This is a genomic window from Amycolatopsis regifaucium (assembly GCF_001613935.1).
GTDB lineage: Bacteria > Actinomycetota > Actinomycetes > Mycobacteriales > Pseudonocardiaceae > Amycolatopsis > Amycolatopsis regifaucium.
This window is the reverse complement of record NZ_LQCI01000007.1, coordinates 115,890-131,979: the sequence shown is the minus strand read 5'-3', so window position 1 is coordinate 131,979 and position 16,090 is coordinate 115,890. Positions and strand designations below refer to the sequence as shown.

The 16,090-nt window shown below is 67.6% G+C and carries 17 protein-coding genes; 10 read left to right on the top strand and 7 right to left on the bottom strand.

What is annotated here, in order from left to right; translation table 11 throughout:
- Positions 1-487 precede the first annotated feature (487 nt).
- From AVL48_RS09330 to AVL48_RS09320, 3 genes are all read left to right on the top strand, one after another.
- Positions 488-1,594, top strand: a complete 1,107-nt coding sequence (locus AVL48_RS09330) for a tyrosine-type recombinase/integrase (RefSeq protein WP_061988005.1) — start codon at positions 488-490, stop codon at positions 1,592-1,594.
- Complete coding sequence (locus AVL48_RS09325) at positions 1,591-1,923, top strand: helix-turn-helix domain-containing protein (protein ID WP_061988007.1); 333 nt, start codon at positions 1,591-1,593, stop codon at positions 1,921-1,923. Before AVL48_RS09330 ends, AVL48_RS09325 begins: the two co-directional genes overlap by 4 nt.
- A 370-nt stretch (positions 1,924-2,293) precedes the next feature.
- Positions 2,294-3,418 carry a hypothetical protein gene (locus tag AVL48_RS09320; protein WP_208616288.1) on the top strand — a complete coding sequence of 375 codons (1,125 nt, stop codon included), beginning with the start codon at positions 2,294-2,296 and terminating at the stop codon, positions 3,416-3,418.
- 28 nt (positions 3,419-3,446) lie between these two features.
- Here the strand turns inward: AVL48_RS09320 and AVL48_RS39760 are convergent, their stop codons facing one another.
- The gene (locus tag AVL48_RS39760) at positions 3,447-3,743 is read right to left on the bottom strand and encodes a S1 domain-containing protein (RefSeq protein ID WP_061988009.1); all 297 of its coding nucleotides are present in this window, start codon (positions 3,741-3,743) and stop codon (positions 3,447-3,449) included.
- A gap of 167 nt (positions 3,744-3,910) precedes the next feature.
- Here AVL48_RS39760 and AVL48_RS09310 point away from each other — a divergent pair, with 167 nt between their 5' ends.
- Entirely contained in the window at positions 3,911-4,750 is an 840-nt protein-coding gene (locus tag AVL48_RS09310) for a class I SAM-dependent methyltransferase (RefSeq protein ID WP_061988011.1), read from the top strand.
- A 1-nt stretch (position 4,751) separates the two neighbouring features.
- Here AVL48_RS09310 and AVL48_RS09305 read toward each other — a convergent pair whose 3' ends face one another.
- From AVL48_RS09305 to AVL48_RS09290, 4 genes are read right to left on the bottom strand one after another with little or no spacing between them, the layout of a single operon-like run.
- Positions 4,752-5,393, bottom strand: a complete 642-nt coding sequence (locus AVL48_RS09305; protein ID WP_061988124.1) for a class I SAM-dependent DNA methyltransferase — start codon at positions 5,391-5,393, stop codon at positions 4,752-4,754.
- Between the two features lie 10 nt (positions 5,394-5,403).
- Positions 5,404-6,162 carry a putative protein N(5)-glutamine methyltransferase gene (locus AVL48_RS09300; protein ID WP_061988013.1) on the bottom strand — a complete coding sequence of 253 codons (759 nt, stop codon included), beginning with the start codon at positions 6,160-6,162 and terminating at the stop codon, positions 5,404-5,406.
- Positions 6,159-6,926, bottom strand: a complete 768-nt coding sequence (locus AVL48_RS09295) for an NAD(P)-binding domain-containing protein (protein WP_061988015.1) — start codon at positions 6,924-6,926, stop codon at positions 6,159-6,161. Before AVL48_RS09295 ends, AVL48_RS09300 begins: the two co-directional genes overlap by 4 nt.
- 6 nt (positions 6,927-6,932) lie before the next feature.
- Positions 6,933-7,448 (bottom strand): DinB family protein, encoded by a 516-nt coding sequence (locus AVL48_RS09290; RefSeq protein ID WP_061988126.1) that lies wholly within the window; start codon positions 7,446-7,448, stop codon positions 6,933-6,935.
- Between the two features lie 168 nt (positions 7,449-7,616).
- Here AVL48_RS09290 and AVL48_RS09285 point away from each other — a divergent pair, with 168 nt between their 5' ends.
- From AVL48_RS09285 to AVL48_RS09260, 6 genes are all read left to right on the top strand, one after another.
- Entirely contained in the window at positions 7,617-8,150 is a 534-nt protein-coding gene (locus AVL48_RS09285) for an RNA polymerase sigma factor (protein ID WP_061988016.1), read from the top strand.
- 18 nt (positions 8,151-8,168) lie between these two features.
- Positions 8,169-8,627, top strand: a complete 459-nt coding sequence (locus AVL48_RS09280; protein ID WP_061988018.1) for a peroxiredoxin family protein — start codon at positions 8,169-8,171, stop codon at positions 8,625-8,627.
- Between the two features lie 32 nt (positions 8,628-8,659).
- Entirely contained in the window at positions 8,660-9,265 is a 606-nt protein-coding gene (locus AVL48_RS09275) for a TetR/AcrR family transcriptional regulator (RefSeq protein ID WP_061988020.1), read from the top strand.
- On the top strand, positions 9,249-10,868 hold the full coding sequence (locus tag AVL48_RS09270; RefSeq protein ID WP_061988022.1) for an acyl-CoA dehydrogenase family protein: 1,620 nt from the start codon (positions 9,249-9,251) through the stop codon (positions 10,866-10,868). The genes AVL48_RS09275 and AVL48_RS09270 overlap by 17 nt, the downstream gene beginning before the upstream one ends.
- Positions 10,869-11,106: 238 nt before the next feature.
- Entirely contained in the window at positions 11,107-11,538 is a 432-nt protein-coding gene (locus AVL48_RS09265) for a hypothetical protein (RefSeq protein WP_061988024.1), read from the top strand.
- 89 nt (positions 11,539-11,627) lie between these two features.
- The gene (locus AVL48_RS09260) at positions 11,628-12,275 is read left to right on the top strand and encodes a DUF4865 family protein (RefSeq protein ID WP_061988127.1); all 648 of its coding nucleotides are present in this window, start codon (positions 11,628-11,630) and stop codon (positions 12,273-12,275) included.
- Here the strand turns inward: AVL48_RS09260 and AVL48_RS09255 are convergent.
- Together AVL48_RS09255 and AVL48_RS09250 are read right to left on the bottom strand one after the other, a co-directional pair.
- Positions 12,212-13,372: an SWIM zinc finger family protein gene (locus tag AVL48_RS09255; RefSeq protein WP_061988026.1), complete on the bottom strand. Its 1,161-nt coding sequence runs from the start codon at positions 13,370-13,372 to the stop codon at positions 12,212-12,214. The genes AVL48_RS09260 and AVL48_RS09255 overlap by 64 nt on opposite strands.
- Positions 13,369-16,086 carry a DEAD/DEAH box helicase gene (locus AVL48_RS09250; RefSeq protein ID WP_061988027.1) on the bottom strand — a complete coding sequence of 906 codons (2,718 nt, stop codon included), beginning with the start codon at positions 16,084-16,086 and terminating at the stop codon, positions 13,369-13,371. Before AVL48_RS09250 ends, AVL48_RS09255 begins: the two co-directional genes overlap by 4 nt.
- Positions 16,087-16,090 lie beyond the last annotated feature (4 nt).

Sequence of the window (16,090 nt, the reverse complement as noted above, 5' to 3'; positions counted from 1 at the left end):
CGAGTCCTCGGGGAGCCACGTTCCCTCTCGAGCCTCAGGTCCGTGACCTGCCGGAGGCTCGAAGGAGCCGCCATCGCGCCAGAGGCAACAAGAGGTGTCACCGGCGCGGTGCATGACGCCACGATGGAAGACCCCTTCGGTTGACGCCGGAAAGCCCCTCTCGACCAGCGTTATCCAGGCCTGCTCAAGTGCCGATAATGTACATTATGTCAAGTAAAGTTCTGCGTATTGCATCAGATGAATCACCCACCCCTCGCCTCGCGCGCCGCGGCACACCGCCTTGGCCGGCGGTGCTACCTGCTCTCAGCAGGCAATATGGCCTGTCGCGCGTTCGCGTCATCGTCGATGTCGTGGCACAGGCAGTCAGCCAGCGCCTGCCTACTTCCACCCGGCGAGCCCGTCAGCAGCAACGTTGCCCTATTGTCTCATCTGATGAATCATTGATTCATCAGATGAACCGTGTTCGGTCTCGTCCTCGGAGGGTTGGTTGGCTGTCGACAAGAGCGGTCGAGTGCGGTTGGTCGACTCGGTCCCACTGCTGCACCCTGAGCAGCACACGATCGATGAGATGCTGACGGGCTGGCGGAACCAGCAGCTGAGCCGAAACCTTCAGATCTCAACGATCGATCAGAGGATCCGGTTTGTGCAGCGGTTCCTCGAGTTCACCAACGAGTTCCCCTGGACCTGGACACCAGCGATGGCCGAAGAGTTCTTTGGCGACCTACGCTCGCTGCACCACGCCAAGCAGTCGACGGTCCGCGGGTATCAAGTCGCGCTCCGCCTGTTCTGCTCGTACGTCAGCAACCCTGACTACGGTTGGGACCGGGTATGCGAGCAGCGGTTCGGCACTCATCCTGCACAAGTCTTCTTCGACTGGAACTCCGCTGCGCACGTCCAGCACAACGAGTCTGGTCCGACCAAGCGAGCCTTCACTAAGCGAGAGCTCCAAACGTTCTTCGATCACGCTGACGATCAGGTCGCTGTGATCGCGGCCAGCGGCCGGAAGGGCTACCTGCCGGCCTATCGGGACTCAGTGATGTTCAAGACCGCCTACTCCTACGGGCTCAGGTTCAACGAGCTGCGCCACCTGCAGACGGTTGATTTTGGCGCCAACCCACACGCCAAGGAGTTCGGCCGCTACGGCCTTGTGCATGTCCGTTACGGCAAGGCGAAGCGTGGTTCGCCACCGAAGCGGCGCAGCGTATTGACGGTCTTCGACTGGACACCGGAGGTCGTCGCAGACTGGCTGTGTCATGGCCAGCCACATCTCGACGACGGGCTCGACCTGTTTCCCAGTGAACGCGGCACGTTGGTGACCGAGGCGACCTTGCTACGAAGGTTCCGCCGATACTGTGACGATCTCGGCCTCTCCCCTGGGCTCGACCTGCATTCGCTGCGGAGGTCGTACGCCACGCACCTGCTCGAAGACGGCTGGGATCCGATGTTCGTGCAGCATCAGATGGGTCACGAACATGCCAGCACGACAGCCATTTACACCTGCGTATCCAGTGACTTCCGCACTCGCACCTTGCGGAACGCGTTGGATGCCACGATCGCGGACGCGCTGACCCCGGATGAAGGAGAGGCGGGATGAAACGGCAGGTCGACTACACATGGCGGCTCGCCGAGCTGATGGCCCGACATGGCCTGCACAACAGCACCGAGCTGATCCCGTTACTGAGCGAGCGCGGGATCGAACTGTCTCGTCCGCAGGTCTACAGGTTGGTCAACCAACGTCCTGAACGGGTCTCTCTGCAGATGGTTGCTGCCATCTGCGACATCTTCTCGTGCGGTGTTGAGGACCTGGTTACCGTCACCGCAGCGGATGCACGGCGTCGCAAGACTGGCTCGGCTCCGAACGTCGTCGAGCTGAACAAGGCGGTCAGGCCGAAAAGGGCACGCGTGATAGCCGATGACGATTGAGATCAACCCCCGGTCGACAACAAGAGGCCGGCCTCGAACAACAGGGCGGTTCACCTGTGCTCGATGCCAGCGCCAAGCGGGCAAGCACCGAGCGAACTGGCCTGAGGGGCGAATCTGTGGTCCTTGCTTCTACGAAGCCATGCGCACCTTCGGAGCCTGTCCCGGTTGCGGAGTTGACCGACTGCTACCCGGCCGAGTTGACAATGACGATCAACCTGTTTGTGTTGCCTGTGCTGGCATCTCAGACGACTTCCATTGTCGCGTCTGCGAAAGTGAAGGCGAGTTCTACCGTCTGGGGATCTGCGCTCGATGCGCGCTACGCGACGACCTGACAACCCTTCTGCTGAAAGACGCTGCAGACCCCACGGCTATGGAGAAGCTCGTCGACGCGCTCTGCAGCGTCGATCGGCCGGAAAGCATCTTCGTCTGGAAACGGCCCGCGCAGGTCCAGGACCTGTTGTGTCGACTGGCGACCGGAGCCCTGCCTCTCAATCACGAGGCATTCGACGCGGAAGACGGCGGGCCGCGTGTTAACCACCTGCGCCGCGTCCTCGAACATCATGGGCTGCTGCCCAGTCGGGATGAACGTTTAGCTCATTTCGAGGCATGGCTTGCAGCGAAACTCGATCTGATCACCGAGAAGGCGGTGCGCCAGCCAGTCGAACAGTTCGCGAGATGGCATCACCTCCCCCGCATCCGAAAACTCTCGGCTGCCGGAAAGGACACCCGCGGCCCCGTCCATGCCTCCAAACAGGACGTTACCGAAGCGATCAAGTTCCTGACTTGGCTCAAAGACACTCACAACCGGAGCGTTCAGGACTGCAACCAGCAGGACGTCGACGAGTGGCTAGGAACCGGCCCGACGACCAGGCACCTGGTCCGAACCTTCCTCGTCTGGGCAAGAAAAGCCAGAATCAACCAGAGCGTCTCCATAGGACACCGCCAGGCGAAGACCGTCCGCACCCTCACTCAGGAGCAACGCCTTGAGTGGCTACGGGAACTTCTCACCGGTACCAGCGAGTCGCTGCCCTATCGAGTCGCTGCCGTTCTTCTGTTGCTCTACGCGCAGCCGCTGGTCAAGATCGCGGCACTCCGGACCACCGATGTGGTCGTTACCCCGGACGAGCTTCGCTTGGCACTCAGCTCGGAACCCGTCCCGGTCCCAGCACCGTTCGATCAGCTTCTCCGGCAACATCTCGCCAGCCGCCCGAATCTCCGCACTACGGCAGGAACCACTAGCGATCTCATGTTTCCAGGCTATCGACCGGGTCAGCACCTCCACCCGAACACGCTGATGACCCGCATCCGCGACCTTGGCATCGATCTGCTCGGCGCCCGCACCACGGCCATCCGGACTCTCGTTACCCAGGTGCCGCCGCCCCTTATCGCAGAGATGCTCGGCTACAGCCACCAAATCGCCCACAAACATGCAGCACTCGCCGCGCAACCCTGGACCCGGTACGCGGCTGACCGGGCTGCCAGCGCAACTGACTGATGCAAGACGAGAGCCGTTAGGGTTCGCGTTAACCGACGAGTCGGATCCTGACCTGATGATTATGGTCTGCATACCCCATGACTTCGCCGACGAGCGTGTCTCCGACAGCTGGCAGTGACGCGTCGCTCGGCATCGCCGTTACCTCAGCCAAGCCGACCGCGTCCGGCACACCATCGATCCGCACGAACACACCGAACGGCTGCCGCCCGACCACCTCGCCCGTGACCGACGTCCCGAGAGGCAACGCCTCGATCGTTGCCGTCCACGCCTCACGAGCCCGCTCCGCGAGACGTTCGCCATCTTCAGGCCAGCAGTACTCGGACACGGCCTGAGTATGACAGCAAGGTCTCAAGGATCAGTAGTCAGAACTAGACCTCAGCCAGCATGACCAAACAGCTGATTAGTACGAGTTGAGATACGCAGCTTTACCAGTAAGCGTCAGGACAGCCTGCGCTACGCTCTCCCAGAGATCGAACCTGGGGGTTACCGAGAATGTCCGAGACCACTGCTGTGCGCGTCGATCCGTCCAATGAGCGGATGTTGAAGGCCTGGGACGGCGACGACGGCGCGCTTTGGGCGAAGCGCGCGCAGCGATTCAACGACGGTGTCGCCGCGTACCGCGAGATCTTCTTCTCCGCGGCCGCCATCGAACCTTCCGACAAGGTCCTTGACGTCGGTTGCGGCGCCGGCGAGACGACCCGGGACGCGGCGCGGCAGGCCACGGAAGGTTCGGCGCGCGGCGTGGACCTTTCCACCGGGATGCTCGGCCTCGCTCGTCGTCTCGCTGAGCAGGAACGGGTCCCGAACGTCTCGTTCGAGCAGGCGGACGCCCAGGTCCATCCGTTTCCCGAGGCGGGCTTCGACGTGGTGATCAGCAGGCACGGCTCGATGTTCTTCGGTACTCCCCTGGCCGCGTTCACCAATCTCGCCCGGGTTACCCGGCCTGGTGGACGTCTCGTGTTGCTGACGTGGCAGCCGTTTCGGCTCAATGAGTGGATCACGACGTTCAGGACGATCTTCGCCGCCGGTCGTGAGGTGCCGTCCGCGGATCTCGCGTTGAGTGATCCTGCCGCGACCGAGGAATTGCTGACCTCCGCCGGGTACACCGGTGTCCGGTCGACGGCCGTGCATCGGCCGATGTACTTCGGTCAGGACGTCGATGACGCGGCCGAGTTCATCGTCGAGCAGCACGGGGGGCGGTTGCGTGATCTGGACGAGGCCGCGCGGGCGAAGGCTGTCGAGACGCTGCGGGCCGATCTCGCCGAACACCAGACCGACCGAGGCGTGTACTACGACTCGGCGGCCTGGCTGGTCGAGGCCCGGCGTCCCTGAGCTACGGCTTGCGGGCGATCAGGTATGCCTGCGGGGTGCTCTCGAACTCCTCGGATGGCTCGCGGACGAGCTTGGAGATCACGGTGAACCCCGCCTCCCCCAGTTGTGCGGCGATCTTCTCCGGCGGGAGGCGGTAGGCGTCGCACGAGATGTCGTGCCCGTAGGCGTGTTCGATGTGGCGCACTTCGTCGCCGACCTGGAAGGCGAGCAACAGGTGACCGCCTGAGGCGAGGATCCGGTGGAAGTCGGTGAAGATCTCCGGCAGCCGCTCTCGTGGGGTGTGGATGATCGAGTACCACGCGACGACGCCGGTGAGTGCACCGTCCTCAATGGACAAACCGGGCATCTCCCCTGGCTGGAACTCCAGGTGCGGGTACCACTTCCGGGCGACGGCGAGCATCTCCGGCGAGAGGTCGACGCCGTAGATGTCCAGTCCGAGGCTGTGCAGGTACTCGGTGATGCGGCCCGGTCCGCAGCCGATTTCGGCGACGCGGCCTTTGCCCGCGGCCTGTACGAGTTCGGCGTACGCGCCGAGCATGGCGCGGTCCCAGGTGGACCCGGCGAGGTGGTCGCGGAGGAGTTCGGCGTAGTCGGCCGCGACCGTGTCGTAGGCGGTGCGGGTGCTGTCGAGGTAGTCGGTCACGGCGGGCACCCTATCCCCTGGCACCGACAACAATCGTCGCGTACAGCTCGTCGTCGGTGCTCACTTCGGGAGTCAAACCGTTGCGCGCCATGGCTTCCGCGGTGCTCGCGGCTTGGCTCTCCCCGGTTTCGATCAGCAGGTGCCCGTCGGGTGCGAGCCATTGTGGAGCTTCGGCGGCGACGCGGCGGTGGACGTCGACGCCGTCTTGTCCGCCGTCGAGGGCGACGCGGGGTTCGTGGTCGCGGGCTTCGGGCGGCATCATCGCGATGGCGTCGGTCGGGACGTAGGGGGCGTTGACGACGAGGAGGTCGACGCGGCCTCGCAGTGACGCTGGAAGGGGTGCGTAGAGGTCGCCTTCGAAGACCTCTCCCCCGGCGTCGGCGACGTTGGCTCGGGCGCAGCGGACGGCGGCGGGTTCTATGTCGGCGGCGTAGAGCCGGATTTCGCCGAGTTCGGCGGCGATGGCCGCGCCGAGTGCTCCGGTGCCGCAGCAGAGGTCGAGGACGACCGCTCCTGGTCGGGCGAGGGTGAGGGCGTGGCGGACGAGGAGTTCGGATCGGCGTCGTGGCACGAAGACGCCGGGTTCGACGACGATGCGGAGTCCGTGGAACTCGGCCCAGCCGAGGATGACTTCGAGTGGTTCGCCGTCGATGCGGCGTTGGACCATGGCGTCGAGTTCGGCGGGTGTGCGGGCTTCGGCGGTAAGGAGGTGTGCTTCGTCTTCGGCGAAGACACAGCCTGCCGCGCGGAGTCTGGCGATGATCGTCATTCGTCGCGCAGCCTGGTGAGGATTCCGTCGAGTGCGCGCCGGACGGTGTCGGGGACGCGGTCTGTGCGCAGGTCGGTGAGGAGTTGTTCGTTGAGCCCGCCGGGGGTCATGTGCTTGCCGGTGAGGGTTTCGAGTGAGCCGTCGTGGTGGAGCAGGGCTTGGCCGAGCTGGCCGAAGATGTGGCTGGTGAAGGTGGTCGCGACGGTGTCGTCGACGCCTTGGTCGGTCATCCAGGCGGCGATGGTGCCGAGGTAGTCGAGGTGGGCGGCGAAGGTGGCGGTCGCGGCGCTGAAGATGTCGAGGTCTTCCTCTTTGCCGGGGACGACGCTGCCGCCGACGCTGTCGAAGAGTGCGCGAGCTTCGGCGTTGTCGGGGTACATGGCGGTGAGGCTTTGGCGACGGGAGGCGGGGGGCAGCGGGATGCTCCGGACGACTTCGGTGGCGGGTGCGGCCCATTCGCGCAGTTGGCTGAGGGGGACGCCGGCGAGGGCGCTGATGAGGATGTGTTCGGGCCGGAAGGTGAGTTCGGTGAGGACTTCCCGGCCGATCGATGGACGGACGCCGAGGATGACGGTGGTGGCGTTGTCGACCACGGCTTGGTTGCTGTCGCAGACGTGGACGTTCGCGAAGCGGGCCGAGAGTTCCTGTCCGACGCTGCGGCCGCGGGGTGAGAGATAGATCGTGGGCGGGTCGGTGATGTCCTTGCTGAGGCCTTCGACGATGGCGGCGGTGATCTCGCCTGCTCCTACGAATCCGTATGTCATGGTCGGTCAGGCTCCTGTGTGGCTGTCGACGCGTTCGCGGAGGAGGTCGGCGTGGCCGTTGTGCCGGGCGTATTCGCCGATCATGTGGACGTAGATCATGCGCAGCGAGAAGGGGTTGCCGCCGAGGTCGAAGGTGTCGTCGAGGGAGCCGTGGGCGGCGGCTTCGTCGGCGAGGCGGATTTCCTCGAGGAGGGTGTTGTAGGCGGCTTCGGCTTTGGTGGCGTCGAGGACTTCGAAGTCGTGGTCTTTGCCGAGGGCGGGGTCGTAGAGGGGTTCGATGTCTTGTGCGGCGTAGCGCAGGCGGAACCAGATGCGTTCGACCTTGGCCAGGTGGCGGATGAGGCCGAGGAGGGTGAGGTTCGAGGGTGGGACCGACGCCGTGGCGAGTTGCTCTCCGGTGAGACCGGCGACTTTCTGGAGGAAGGTGCTGCGGTGCCAGGCCAGGAGGCTGGGCAGGAGGATGTGCTCGGCGGCGGAGGTGTCGCCGGACGGGCGGGTCACCTCGGGGGCGGTCCAGGTCATGGCGGCGATCATGCCATCGGCGTGCGGTGGGGGCATCGGGTTTGTCGGTGAGGCCCGCGCCGGGGGTGAGCGGGGTCACGTGGGGCTCTCGGACGTGGGCTGAATCCTTTGGTGTGAGTGCTGCCTCTTTTAAGGGCCGGGACAAGCTCGGCGTGGGAGGAGATTGTCGTGGAGGCCGAGTGGCCGAGGGAGTCGTTGATCGTGGCGGCGCAGGGCGGGGACGCGTCCGCCATCGCCGCCTTGGTCTCGGGTTCCCATCCGCATGTGCAGCGGTTCGCGCGGTCGTTGTGTGCTTCGCCAGAGGATGCGGAGGATTCGGCGCAGGAGGCGCTGATCATCCTGTATCGCAAGATCGGTTCTCTGCGGGCCACCGGTGCGCTGGCGTCGTGGATGTTCCGGATCGTGCGCAACGAATGTCTCCGGCGGGCGCGTCGGGCGTTGCGTGGTGACGATCTGGCGGGTTCCGTGGCGATGGTCTCGGCGGAGGACGACGCGTTGAATCGGCTGGAAGCGCTGCGGGTGGCAGCGGCGATCGCGGAATTGCCTGCCGATCAGCGTCGCGTCTTGATCATGCGTGACATCCAGGGCTATACGGGCCGGGCGGTCGCTGACGCGCTCGGTCTGAGCATGGCGGCGATGAAGTCCCGGCTGCACCGGGCGCGGGCGGCGGTCCGTGCCTTTCTCGACAACCCCGCTTCCTGATTCTGTTGAGGAGTTTTCATGTTCGAAACCGGTTCCGTGGCACCCGACGTCGTACTGGAAGACACCACCGGGCGGGTTGTCCGGCTGTCGGAGTTCCGCGGCAAGGACAACGTGCTGCTCTACTTCATGCGTTCGACCACTTGCCCGGTCTGCAACAGCCATGTGAAGGATCTCGCGGCGCGTGCCGCCGAGTTCGCGGCCGCCGACGTGCGGGTGTTGATCGCCGTCCCGGAGGGGCGGGCGGAGGCGAAGGCGTGGCGGACGAAGCGCGGGTTGCCGCTGCGGGTGGTCACCGGTCGGAGTGGCACGCCGCATGAGACTTTCGGGTTGTCGAAGAAGATGCTGCAGCAGTCGGGCAGCGTGCTGATCGACCGGGACGGGGTGGTGCGTCATGTGCACGCGGCGACGATGCCCACCAGCGCTTACGACAGGAAGGGCATCGCCAAGGCGGTCGAGGAGCTGGCAAGGGTCCATTGACTGAAGATGTGAATCAGTGCTTCACTTCTTGAGTGCCGTATCGCCGTACACCGAAGGTCCAGGAGCGTCTGGACGCCCAGCGCGACGCTCTCCTCGCCGCCGCCATGGAGCAGCTGGCCGAGCGCGGATACGCGGGGTGTTCGGTGTCGGCGGTCGCGGAGCGGGCGGGGGTGGCGGTCGGGAGCGTGTACCGCCACTTCCCCACCAAGGCCGCGCTGGTGGTGGAGCTGTTCCGTAAGGTCGTGACGCGTGAGGTCGAGGCGGTGCGCGCGGTGTCGGAGCGACCTGGCACGCCGCAGGAGCGGATCGTGGCGGTCTTCGACACCTTCGCGCGCCGCGCGCTGAAGACGCCGCGGATGGCCTACGCGCTGCTGGCCGAGCCTGTCGACGCGCCGATCGAAGCCGAGCGGCTGGTGTTCCGGCGCGCGTTCCGCGATGTGGTGGCCCATCACGTGTCCGACGGCGTCCGTTCCGGGGTGTTGCCCGCACAGGACGCCGAGGTCACCGCCGCGGCGCTCGTCGGCGCGGCTGCCGAGGTGCTGATCGGCCCGTTGACCACCGGCGGTGCGGACGACGTGTCCGGGCTGCGCACTTTCGTCCTGCGTTCTTTGGGAGGTTCCGATGCCGGTCACTCATGAGGTCGTCAACCAGGTACCGCCGCTGGCGGAGTACGACGTCGCCGCGGATCCGGCGCTGCTGGAGGGGTTGGAGCGGGCGGACGCGGGCTGGGCGGTGGCCGAGGTGCACGCTCTGGGCAGGCTGGCCGGAAGTGAGCAGGCGCAGGAGTGGGGCAGGCTCGTCAACGAGAACGAGCCGGTGCTGCGGACGCATGACCGGGTCGGGAACCGGATCGACGAGGTCGAGTTCCATCCGTATTGGCACGAGCTGATGGATGTCGCGGTGTCCCACGGGCTGCACGCGGCGCCGTGGCGGGATTCCCGGCCGGGCGCGCACGCGGCGCGGGCGGCGAAGATGTACGTCTGGGGGCAGGTCGATGCCGGGCACACGTGCCCGATTTCGATGACCTACGCGGCGGTGCCGGCGTTGCGATTCAATCCGGAGCTGGCCGAGCGGTACGAGCCGTTGCTGGCCTCGACGGAGTACGACTTCGGGCTGCGCGAGCCGAGCACGAAACGCGGGCTGATCGCCGGAATGTCGATGACGGAGAAGCAGGGCGGTTCGGATGTCCGGGCGAACACGACCACGGCGCGGCCGGTCGGTGACGGCAGCTATGTGATCGTCGGGCACAAGTGGTTCACCTCGGCGCCGATGTCGGACATGTTCCTGACGCTGGCTCAGGCGCCGGGTGGGCTGTCGTGTTTCCTCCTCCCCCGTGTCCTGCCCGACGGCTCGCGCAACGGGATCCGGTTGCAGCGGCTGAAGGACAAGCTGGGCAACCGGTCCAACGCGTCGTCGGAGATCGAGTACGACGACGCGATCGGCTGGCTGATCGGCGAGGAGGGCCGCGGGGTGCGCACCATCATCGAGATGGTGAACAACACCCGGCTGGACTGCGCGGTCGGGAGTGCTTCGGGGATGCGGTACGGCGCCGTGCGGGCCGTCCACCACGCGCGGCATCGCCAGGCGTTCGGGGCGGACCTGGTGGATCAGCCGCTGATGGGCAACGTGCTGGCGGACCTCGTCGTGGAGTCGGAGGCGGCGACGACGGTCGGAATGCGGCTGGCGGCGGCCACCGACCGGCCGGGCGACGAGCGGGAGCAGGCGTTCCGGCGGCTGGGGCTCGCGGTGACGAAGTACTGGGTGTGCAAACGCGGTCCGTCGCACGCGGTGGAGGCGCTGGAATGCCTCGGCGGGAACGGGTACGTCGAGGAGTCGGGGATGCCGCGGCTCTACCGTGAGGCTCCGCTGATGTCGATCTGGGAGGGTTCGGGCAACGTCGCGGCGCTGGACGCGTTGCGGGCGATGGCCAAGCAGCCGGAGTCGGTGGCGGCGTACTTCACCGAGGTCGAGCAGGCCGCCGGTGCGGACGCGCGACTGGACGACGCGGTGGGCAGGCTACGCAAGGAGTTGTCCGATCTGTCGGACATCGAGTACCGGTCGCGGCGACTGGTCGAGTCGATGGCGTTGGTGCTGCAGGCCTCGTTGCTGGTGCGCCACGGTGCGCCCGCGGTGGCCGACGCGTTCTGCGCGTCGCGGCTGGGTGGCGACTGGGGAGTCGCGTTCGGGACGCTTCCGTCCGGTGTGGACACCCGCGCGATCATCGCCCGCGCCGAGGTCTGAGGCATCCCTCGATCACGACCTCAGAGGTCCGTGAAGGCCTCCTTGCCTACGCTGAAGGCAGGAAGGAGGCCTTCACTACTCGCCGAGCCTTTCCGGACTCTCGGTGCACGCATGACCACGTGGTGCGGCGGTCCGGCCCATTCCGCCGGTCGGACCGCCGCAGAGCACTGCAAACAGCCGCGGGATTGCGGAATTCGGGTGCATCCAGACGCTCGTGCGTCGGCTACGTTCGTCGGTCATGGTCGATCGCCGAAGATGCCTGTTCCTGGTCCCCGTGGTGTTGCTCGCCTCCGGTTGCGCGACCCCCGAGCCGACTCCGATCATCTCCGCGGCGAGTTCGAGGCCGTCCGCGGAGAACATGCCGATGATGGACGCCGCGGCCCCGTCCGGCGCGCCGTTCGTCGCGGCGGACGGCCGGAATCTGAAAGCCTGCGCCGACGGGAAGTGCGAGGTCCTGGTCAAGACCGGCGACCAGATTCCCAACGACGGCGGCGCGGGGCCGCTTTCGGTCTCGGTCCAGGCGGGGAAGGTGGGCCTCGCCCCCGCCTCCGGCGGAATGGGCGAGGCGGTGTCCGGTCCGGCGGGGATGGTCCACCAGATCAACCGGCAGGTGATCGTGGTGGTCGCGGTCCACGACGCTGAAGGAATCGTGCGGCTCAGCAAGAAATAACGTACTTCGCCGGAGGCGGTGAAGTTCCCACCGGCGGGGATCGAAGCGGAGTTCCCTGCCCGCGTTCTGTACCTACTAGTATGTACGGTATGCATGCGATGCAGTACGAGATCACCCTGCCCGCCGACTACGACATGGGCGTCATCCGCGAACGCGTCGCCACGCGCGGGCATCTGTTCGACGACTTCGCCGGCCTGGGACTGAAGGTGTACGGGATCCGCGAGCGCGGCGTCGACGGATCGACCTTGAACCAGTACTCCCCCTTCTACCTCTGGTACGACGAGGCCGGGATGAACGCGTTCTTGTTCGGCGGTCCGTTCAGCGGCATCGTCGAATCCTTCGGACGTCCCGCGGTGCGGCACTGGACCGTCCTCGGCTTCGAGGAAGGGCCCGCGTTCGGCACTCCTCCGGGCGCCGCGGGAAAGCACGTCACGCGCATCCCCGCCGAGACCGACCCGGTGGCGTTCCTGGGTGATGCTCTCGACGGGCTTCGCGAGCATCTCCGGCAGGACGGCGCGCACTCGGGCGCGCTGGACGTCGATCCCCATACCTGGCAGGTGGTGCGCTACAGCCTGTGGCGTGATCAGGCGCCGGAGTCGGACGAGGTCCGGTACCGGGTGCTCCACCTGTCCTCGCCGCACCTGCACGAGCTGCGGCGAGGACGTCAGTGGGATCAGCCGAGCAACGCGGCGAACAGCACGCCGGGATCGGTCTCGGGCGGACCGGCCGGCCACTGATCCCGGTATGGGTACCAGAGTCCGTCCTTGCCCAGCCGGATCTGCACGCCCGTGCCGCGGACGGCGCAGCGGTTGCGTTCGACCTCCAGGCCCTGGCCGGGTTCGTCCACCACCTCGGTGAAGGCCGCCTTCGCCCGGCCCATGGTCTGCGACGGCGGTGTCCACGCGGTCTCCAGGACTTCGAGACCGGCCCGGCCACCGTGCCGCCACGCGAGCACCGCCCGATCGAAGTCCTCACCGCTCCCGGCCGGACGCAGCCGCTCGGCCGTCTCCGGATGACAGGCGGCGAGGCGGACGGCGTCCTGTTTGCGGGTGAGCTTCGGCTGTGCCGTGAGCAGCGCACCGGCCACCTGGCCGGCGTTGGCGACCAGGAGGGTGAAGGCCTCCGCCGGGATACCGGGGGCGCCGGGCACGGTCGGGCCCGGCGTCGGAGCGAATTCGGCGAGGTCGGGCAACGGACCCGGTTCCTCGGCGTAGGCACGCTCCGGTGTGGTGCCGTCGTCGCCGGTGCGCACGAACCGCGGTGCGTTGCGCCGCTGCAACTCGTCGAGGAGTTCCCGCTCTCCCTTGCCGCGCATCAGCAACAGCACGAAGGGATCGGCGTCGAGCAGCCACGAGACCTGGAACGACAGCGCAGCGGCGTGACGGCACGGCAGCTCCCAGCCGGGGCAGTCACAGTCCGGGTCGAGGTCGCCGATCCCGGGCAGCAGGTGCACCCCGGCGTCGTCGGCGGCCTCGACGAGATCGTGCGGCATGTCCCGGTCCAGCAGCGCGGCGAGGTGCCCGGCCCGGGAGGCGACCCGGTCGAGGAACCGGTCCCAGTCGTCGTCGGTCAGTTCCGCGAGCCGGACCTCGGTGCGGTACTGGCCTTCCTGGTCGTCGACCACCGCGGCGATACGGCCGGGGCTGACCGTGATCGGGCCGACCCGGCCCGCCGCGGCGTACTTGCGGCCCTGTTTGAGCTGCCGCAGGTCCAGTGCGGTGTCTTCCATCGCGCTGATCCACGCGCGGCCCCACCACGAGCGGGCGAACTGGCCGTGGCCACCCTGTCGCCCGAAGGCGGGAAACCCGCGGACGCGATCGTCGGGCGTACTCATCGGCGACTCCTCAACTCGACCAGATCGGCCAGTTCCGCGTCGGTCAATTCGGTCAGGGCGGCCTCGCCGCCGGCGAGCACCGCGTCGGCCAGCGCGCGTTTCTCCCGCAACATCGCCGCGATGCGGTCCTCGACGGTGCCTTCGGCGATGAGCCGGTGCACCTGCACCGGACGCGTCTGCCCGATCCGGTAGGCCCGGTCGGTCGCCTGGTCCTCCACCGCCGGATTCCACCAGCGGTCGTAGTGCACGACGTGATCGGCGCGGGTCAGGTTGAGCCCCGTGCCCGCGGCCTTGAGCGACAACAGGAACACCGGCACCTCGCCGGCCTGGAACCGGCGCACGAGGTCCTCGCGTCTGGGCACCGGCGTGCCGCCGTGCAGCAGCTGCGTGCCGATCCCCCGTTGGGCGAGATGGCGTTCCAGCAGCCGCGCCATCGCGACGTACTGGGTGAACACCAGCACCGCGCCGTCCTCGGCGAGGATCGTGCCGAGGAGTTCGTCGAGCAGTTCGAGCTTGCCGGACCGGCCGTCCAGCACCGCGTCGGACGGTTCCTTGAGGTACTGCGCGGGATGGTTGCAGATCTGTTTGAGGCCGGTGAGCAGCTTGACGATCCGGCCGCGGCGCGCGATGCCCTCGCTGACGGCGATCTCGGCCATCAGTTCGCGCACCGTCGCCTCGTACAGCGCCGCCTGCTCGGCGGTGAGCGTCACCGGCCGGTCGGTTTCGGTCTTGGCGGGCAGTTCCGGCGCGATCCCCGGATCGGATTTGCGACGCCGCAACAGGAAGGGGCGGACCAGCCGGGACAGCCGTTCCGCGGCGTCGGGGTCCTTTCCGGACTCGACCGGTTTCGCCCACACCCGGCGGAAGTCGGCCATGGTGCCGAGGAGGCCGGGAGTGGTCCAGTCGAGGATCGCCCACAGCTCGGAGAGATTGTTCTCCACTGGCGTTCCCGTCAACGCCACCCGCGCCGACGACGTCAGCGTCCTCAACGCCTTCGCCGTGCCGGAGCGGTGGTTCTTCACGTGCTGGGCCTCGTCGGCGACCAGCAGTCCCCAGTGGACACTTCCCAGTGGTTCCGGGTCGACGCGCAGTGTCCCGTAGGTGGTGAGCACGAAGCCGTCGCCGAGGCCTTCGAGTGACCGCTCGGTGCCGTGGAAACGCCGTACCGGGACGCCGGGGGCGAACCGGGTGATTTCGCGTTCCCAGTTGCCCAGCAGGGAGGCGGGGCAGACGACCAGGGTCGGCCCCTGTGCGCGATGCAGATGCAGGGAGATCAGGGTGACCGTCTTGCCGAGGCCCATGTCGTCGGCGAGGCAACCGCCGAGCCCGATCGAGGTCATGGCGGTGAGCCATTGCAGGCCGCGCATCTGGTAGTCGCGCAGGGTCGCGGCCAGTCCCCGTGGCGGTGCCTGCGGTTCGGGCGGCGCGAGCAGCCGTTCCCGCAGGGCGGTGAGCCAGCCGTCGGTGAGGACGTCGACGCGTTCGCCGTCGATCTCGGCGGTTCCGCTCAAGGCGACGCCGAGCGCGTCGATCGGGGTGAGCGGTTTGAGGGCGCGATCCCGTGCTTTCGCCGCCAGCGCCGGGTCCACGAGGACCCACTGGTCCCGCAGTCGCACAACGGGACGGTGCGCCTCGGCGAGCGCGTCCATCTCGGCCGCGGTGAGCGGGGTGCCGCCGAGCGCGAGCTGCCAGTCGAATTCCAGCAGTTTCCCGCCGGCGAAGAAGGACGGAAGGTCGTCCGGTGGTGCGTCACCGCCACCGACGACGGCCTTCGCACTCAGATCGCGGGCGAGACCGGCGGGCCAGTGGACGTCGATCCCCGCGGTGGCCAGCAGGGGTGCGCCGGTGGTGAGGAGTTCGGTGATGTCGGCGTCGCCGAGCCCGATCTCGTCCGGGACCGCCGCGCTGAGCAGCGGTTCGAGTGGCGGCCACACCTGGGCCGCGCGGCGCAGGGCCAGCATCACGTCGATGCGGGCCCTCGGGCCGAAGCGGTCGTCACCGGCCCACAAGGCGGCGGCATCGGTCAGGACGCCGGGGTCGGCGAGGCTGTGCACCTGGACCACGCCGGTGAAGCGGCCGTCCGCGAAGTCGTCGCCGGGCGCCTCGATCCGCACCGAGACCCGGACCCCGGAATCGAGTCCGGCCGCGACCTCGGCCGCCCAGTCCCGCAGCTGTGGGACACGGTGCGACGGCGGGGCGGCGAAGGCCTTGACGCCGGTCGCCTGCGCGGCCGCGGCGGTCCGGGGAAGGGTGTCGGCCACGGCGTCCAGGAACGCGCGCAGCAGCGGGTACCTCGCCGGTAGCAGGTTTCCCTCCTCCGGGATCGCCCGTGCCCTCGGCGGCATCGCCTCCGACAGCGTCCGCAACCACGCGGCGTCGGCGGGTTCCAGCGGGCCCGCGCGCCAGGCGTCCACATCGAACTCGGTGATACCGGGGAGCAGGCGGCCCGCCTCGGCGAGCTTCAGCGCCGCCACCGCCGCGGTGCTCCAGAAACGCGCGGAGGCGTCGTCACTCCCACCCGACCGCAGGAGGGCGGGGAGCGCCTCGGCCATCGGGAGCCGCACGCAGGGCACCGTCTTGAGTTCGGGAAGAGCGACCGTCACCTCCTCGGCCCCCGGTATGCCCCCGGCTGCGTTCCAGAAGACGAATCCGCTGGTCCGAGGGGGATTTTTCGGTTCGAACACGACACTGTCGAAACCGTCGCGAGACGTCACTCAA

Bases quoted from the DNA above. Each gene is read 5' to 3' on its own strand.
- AVL48_RS09265 (WP_061988024.1), top strand. From the start codon at position 11,107: ATGGTCGATCGCCGAAGATGCCTGTTCCTGGTCCCCGTGGTGTTGCTC.
- AVL48_RS09290 (WP_061988126.1), bottom strand. From the start codon at position 7,448: ATGACCTGGACCGCCCCCGAGGTGACCCGCCCGTCCGGCGACACCTCC.
- AVL48_RS09255 (WP_061988026.1), bottom strand. From the start codon at position 13,372: ATGAGTACGCCCGACGATCGCGTCCGCGGGTTTCCCGCCTTCGGGCGA.
- AVL48_RS09320 (WP_208616288.1), top strand. From the start codon at position 2,294: ATGGAGAAGCTCGTCGACGCGCTCTGCAGCGTCGATCGGCCGGAAAGC.
- AVL48_RS09280 (WP_061988018.1), top strand. From the start codon at position 8,169: ATGTTCGAAACCGGTTCCGTGGCACCCGACGTCGTACTGGAAGACACC.
- AVL48_RS09325 (WP_061988007.1), top strand. From the start codon at position 1,591: ATGAAACGGCAGGTCGACTACACATGGCGGCTCGCCGAGCTGATGGCC.
- AVL48_RS09270 (WP_061988022.1), top strand. From the start codon at position 9,249: ATGCCGGTCACTCATGAGGTCGTCAACCAGGTACCGCCGCTGGCGGAG.
- AVL48_RS09300 (WP_061988013.1), bottom strand. From the start codon at position 6,162: ATGACGATCATCGCCAGACTCCGCGCGGCAGGCTGTGTCTTCGCCGAA.
- AVL48_RS09295 (WP_061988015.1), bottom strand. From the start codon at position 6,926: ATGACATACGGATTCGTAGGAGCAGGCGAGATCACCGCCGCCATCGTC.
- AVL48_RS09260 (WP_061988127.1), top strand. From the start codon at position 11,628: ATGCATGCGATGCAGTACGAGATCACCCTGCCCGCCGACTACGACATG.
- AVL48_RS09310 (WP_061988011.1), top strand. From the start codon at position 3,911: ATGTCCGAGACCACTGCTGTGCGCGTCGATCCGTCCAATGAGCGGATG.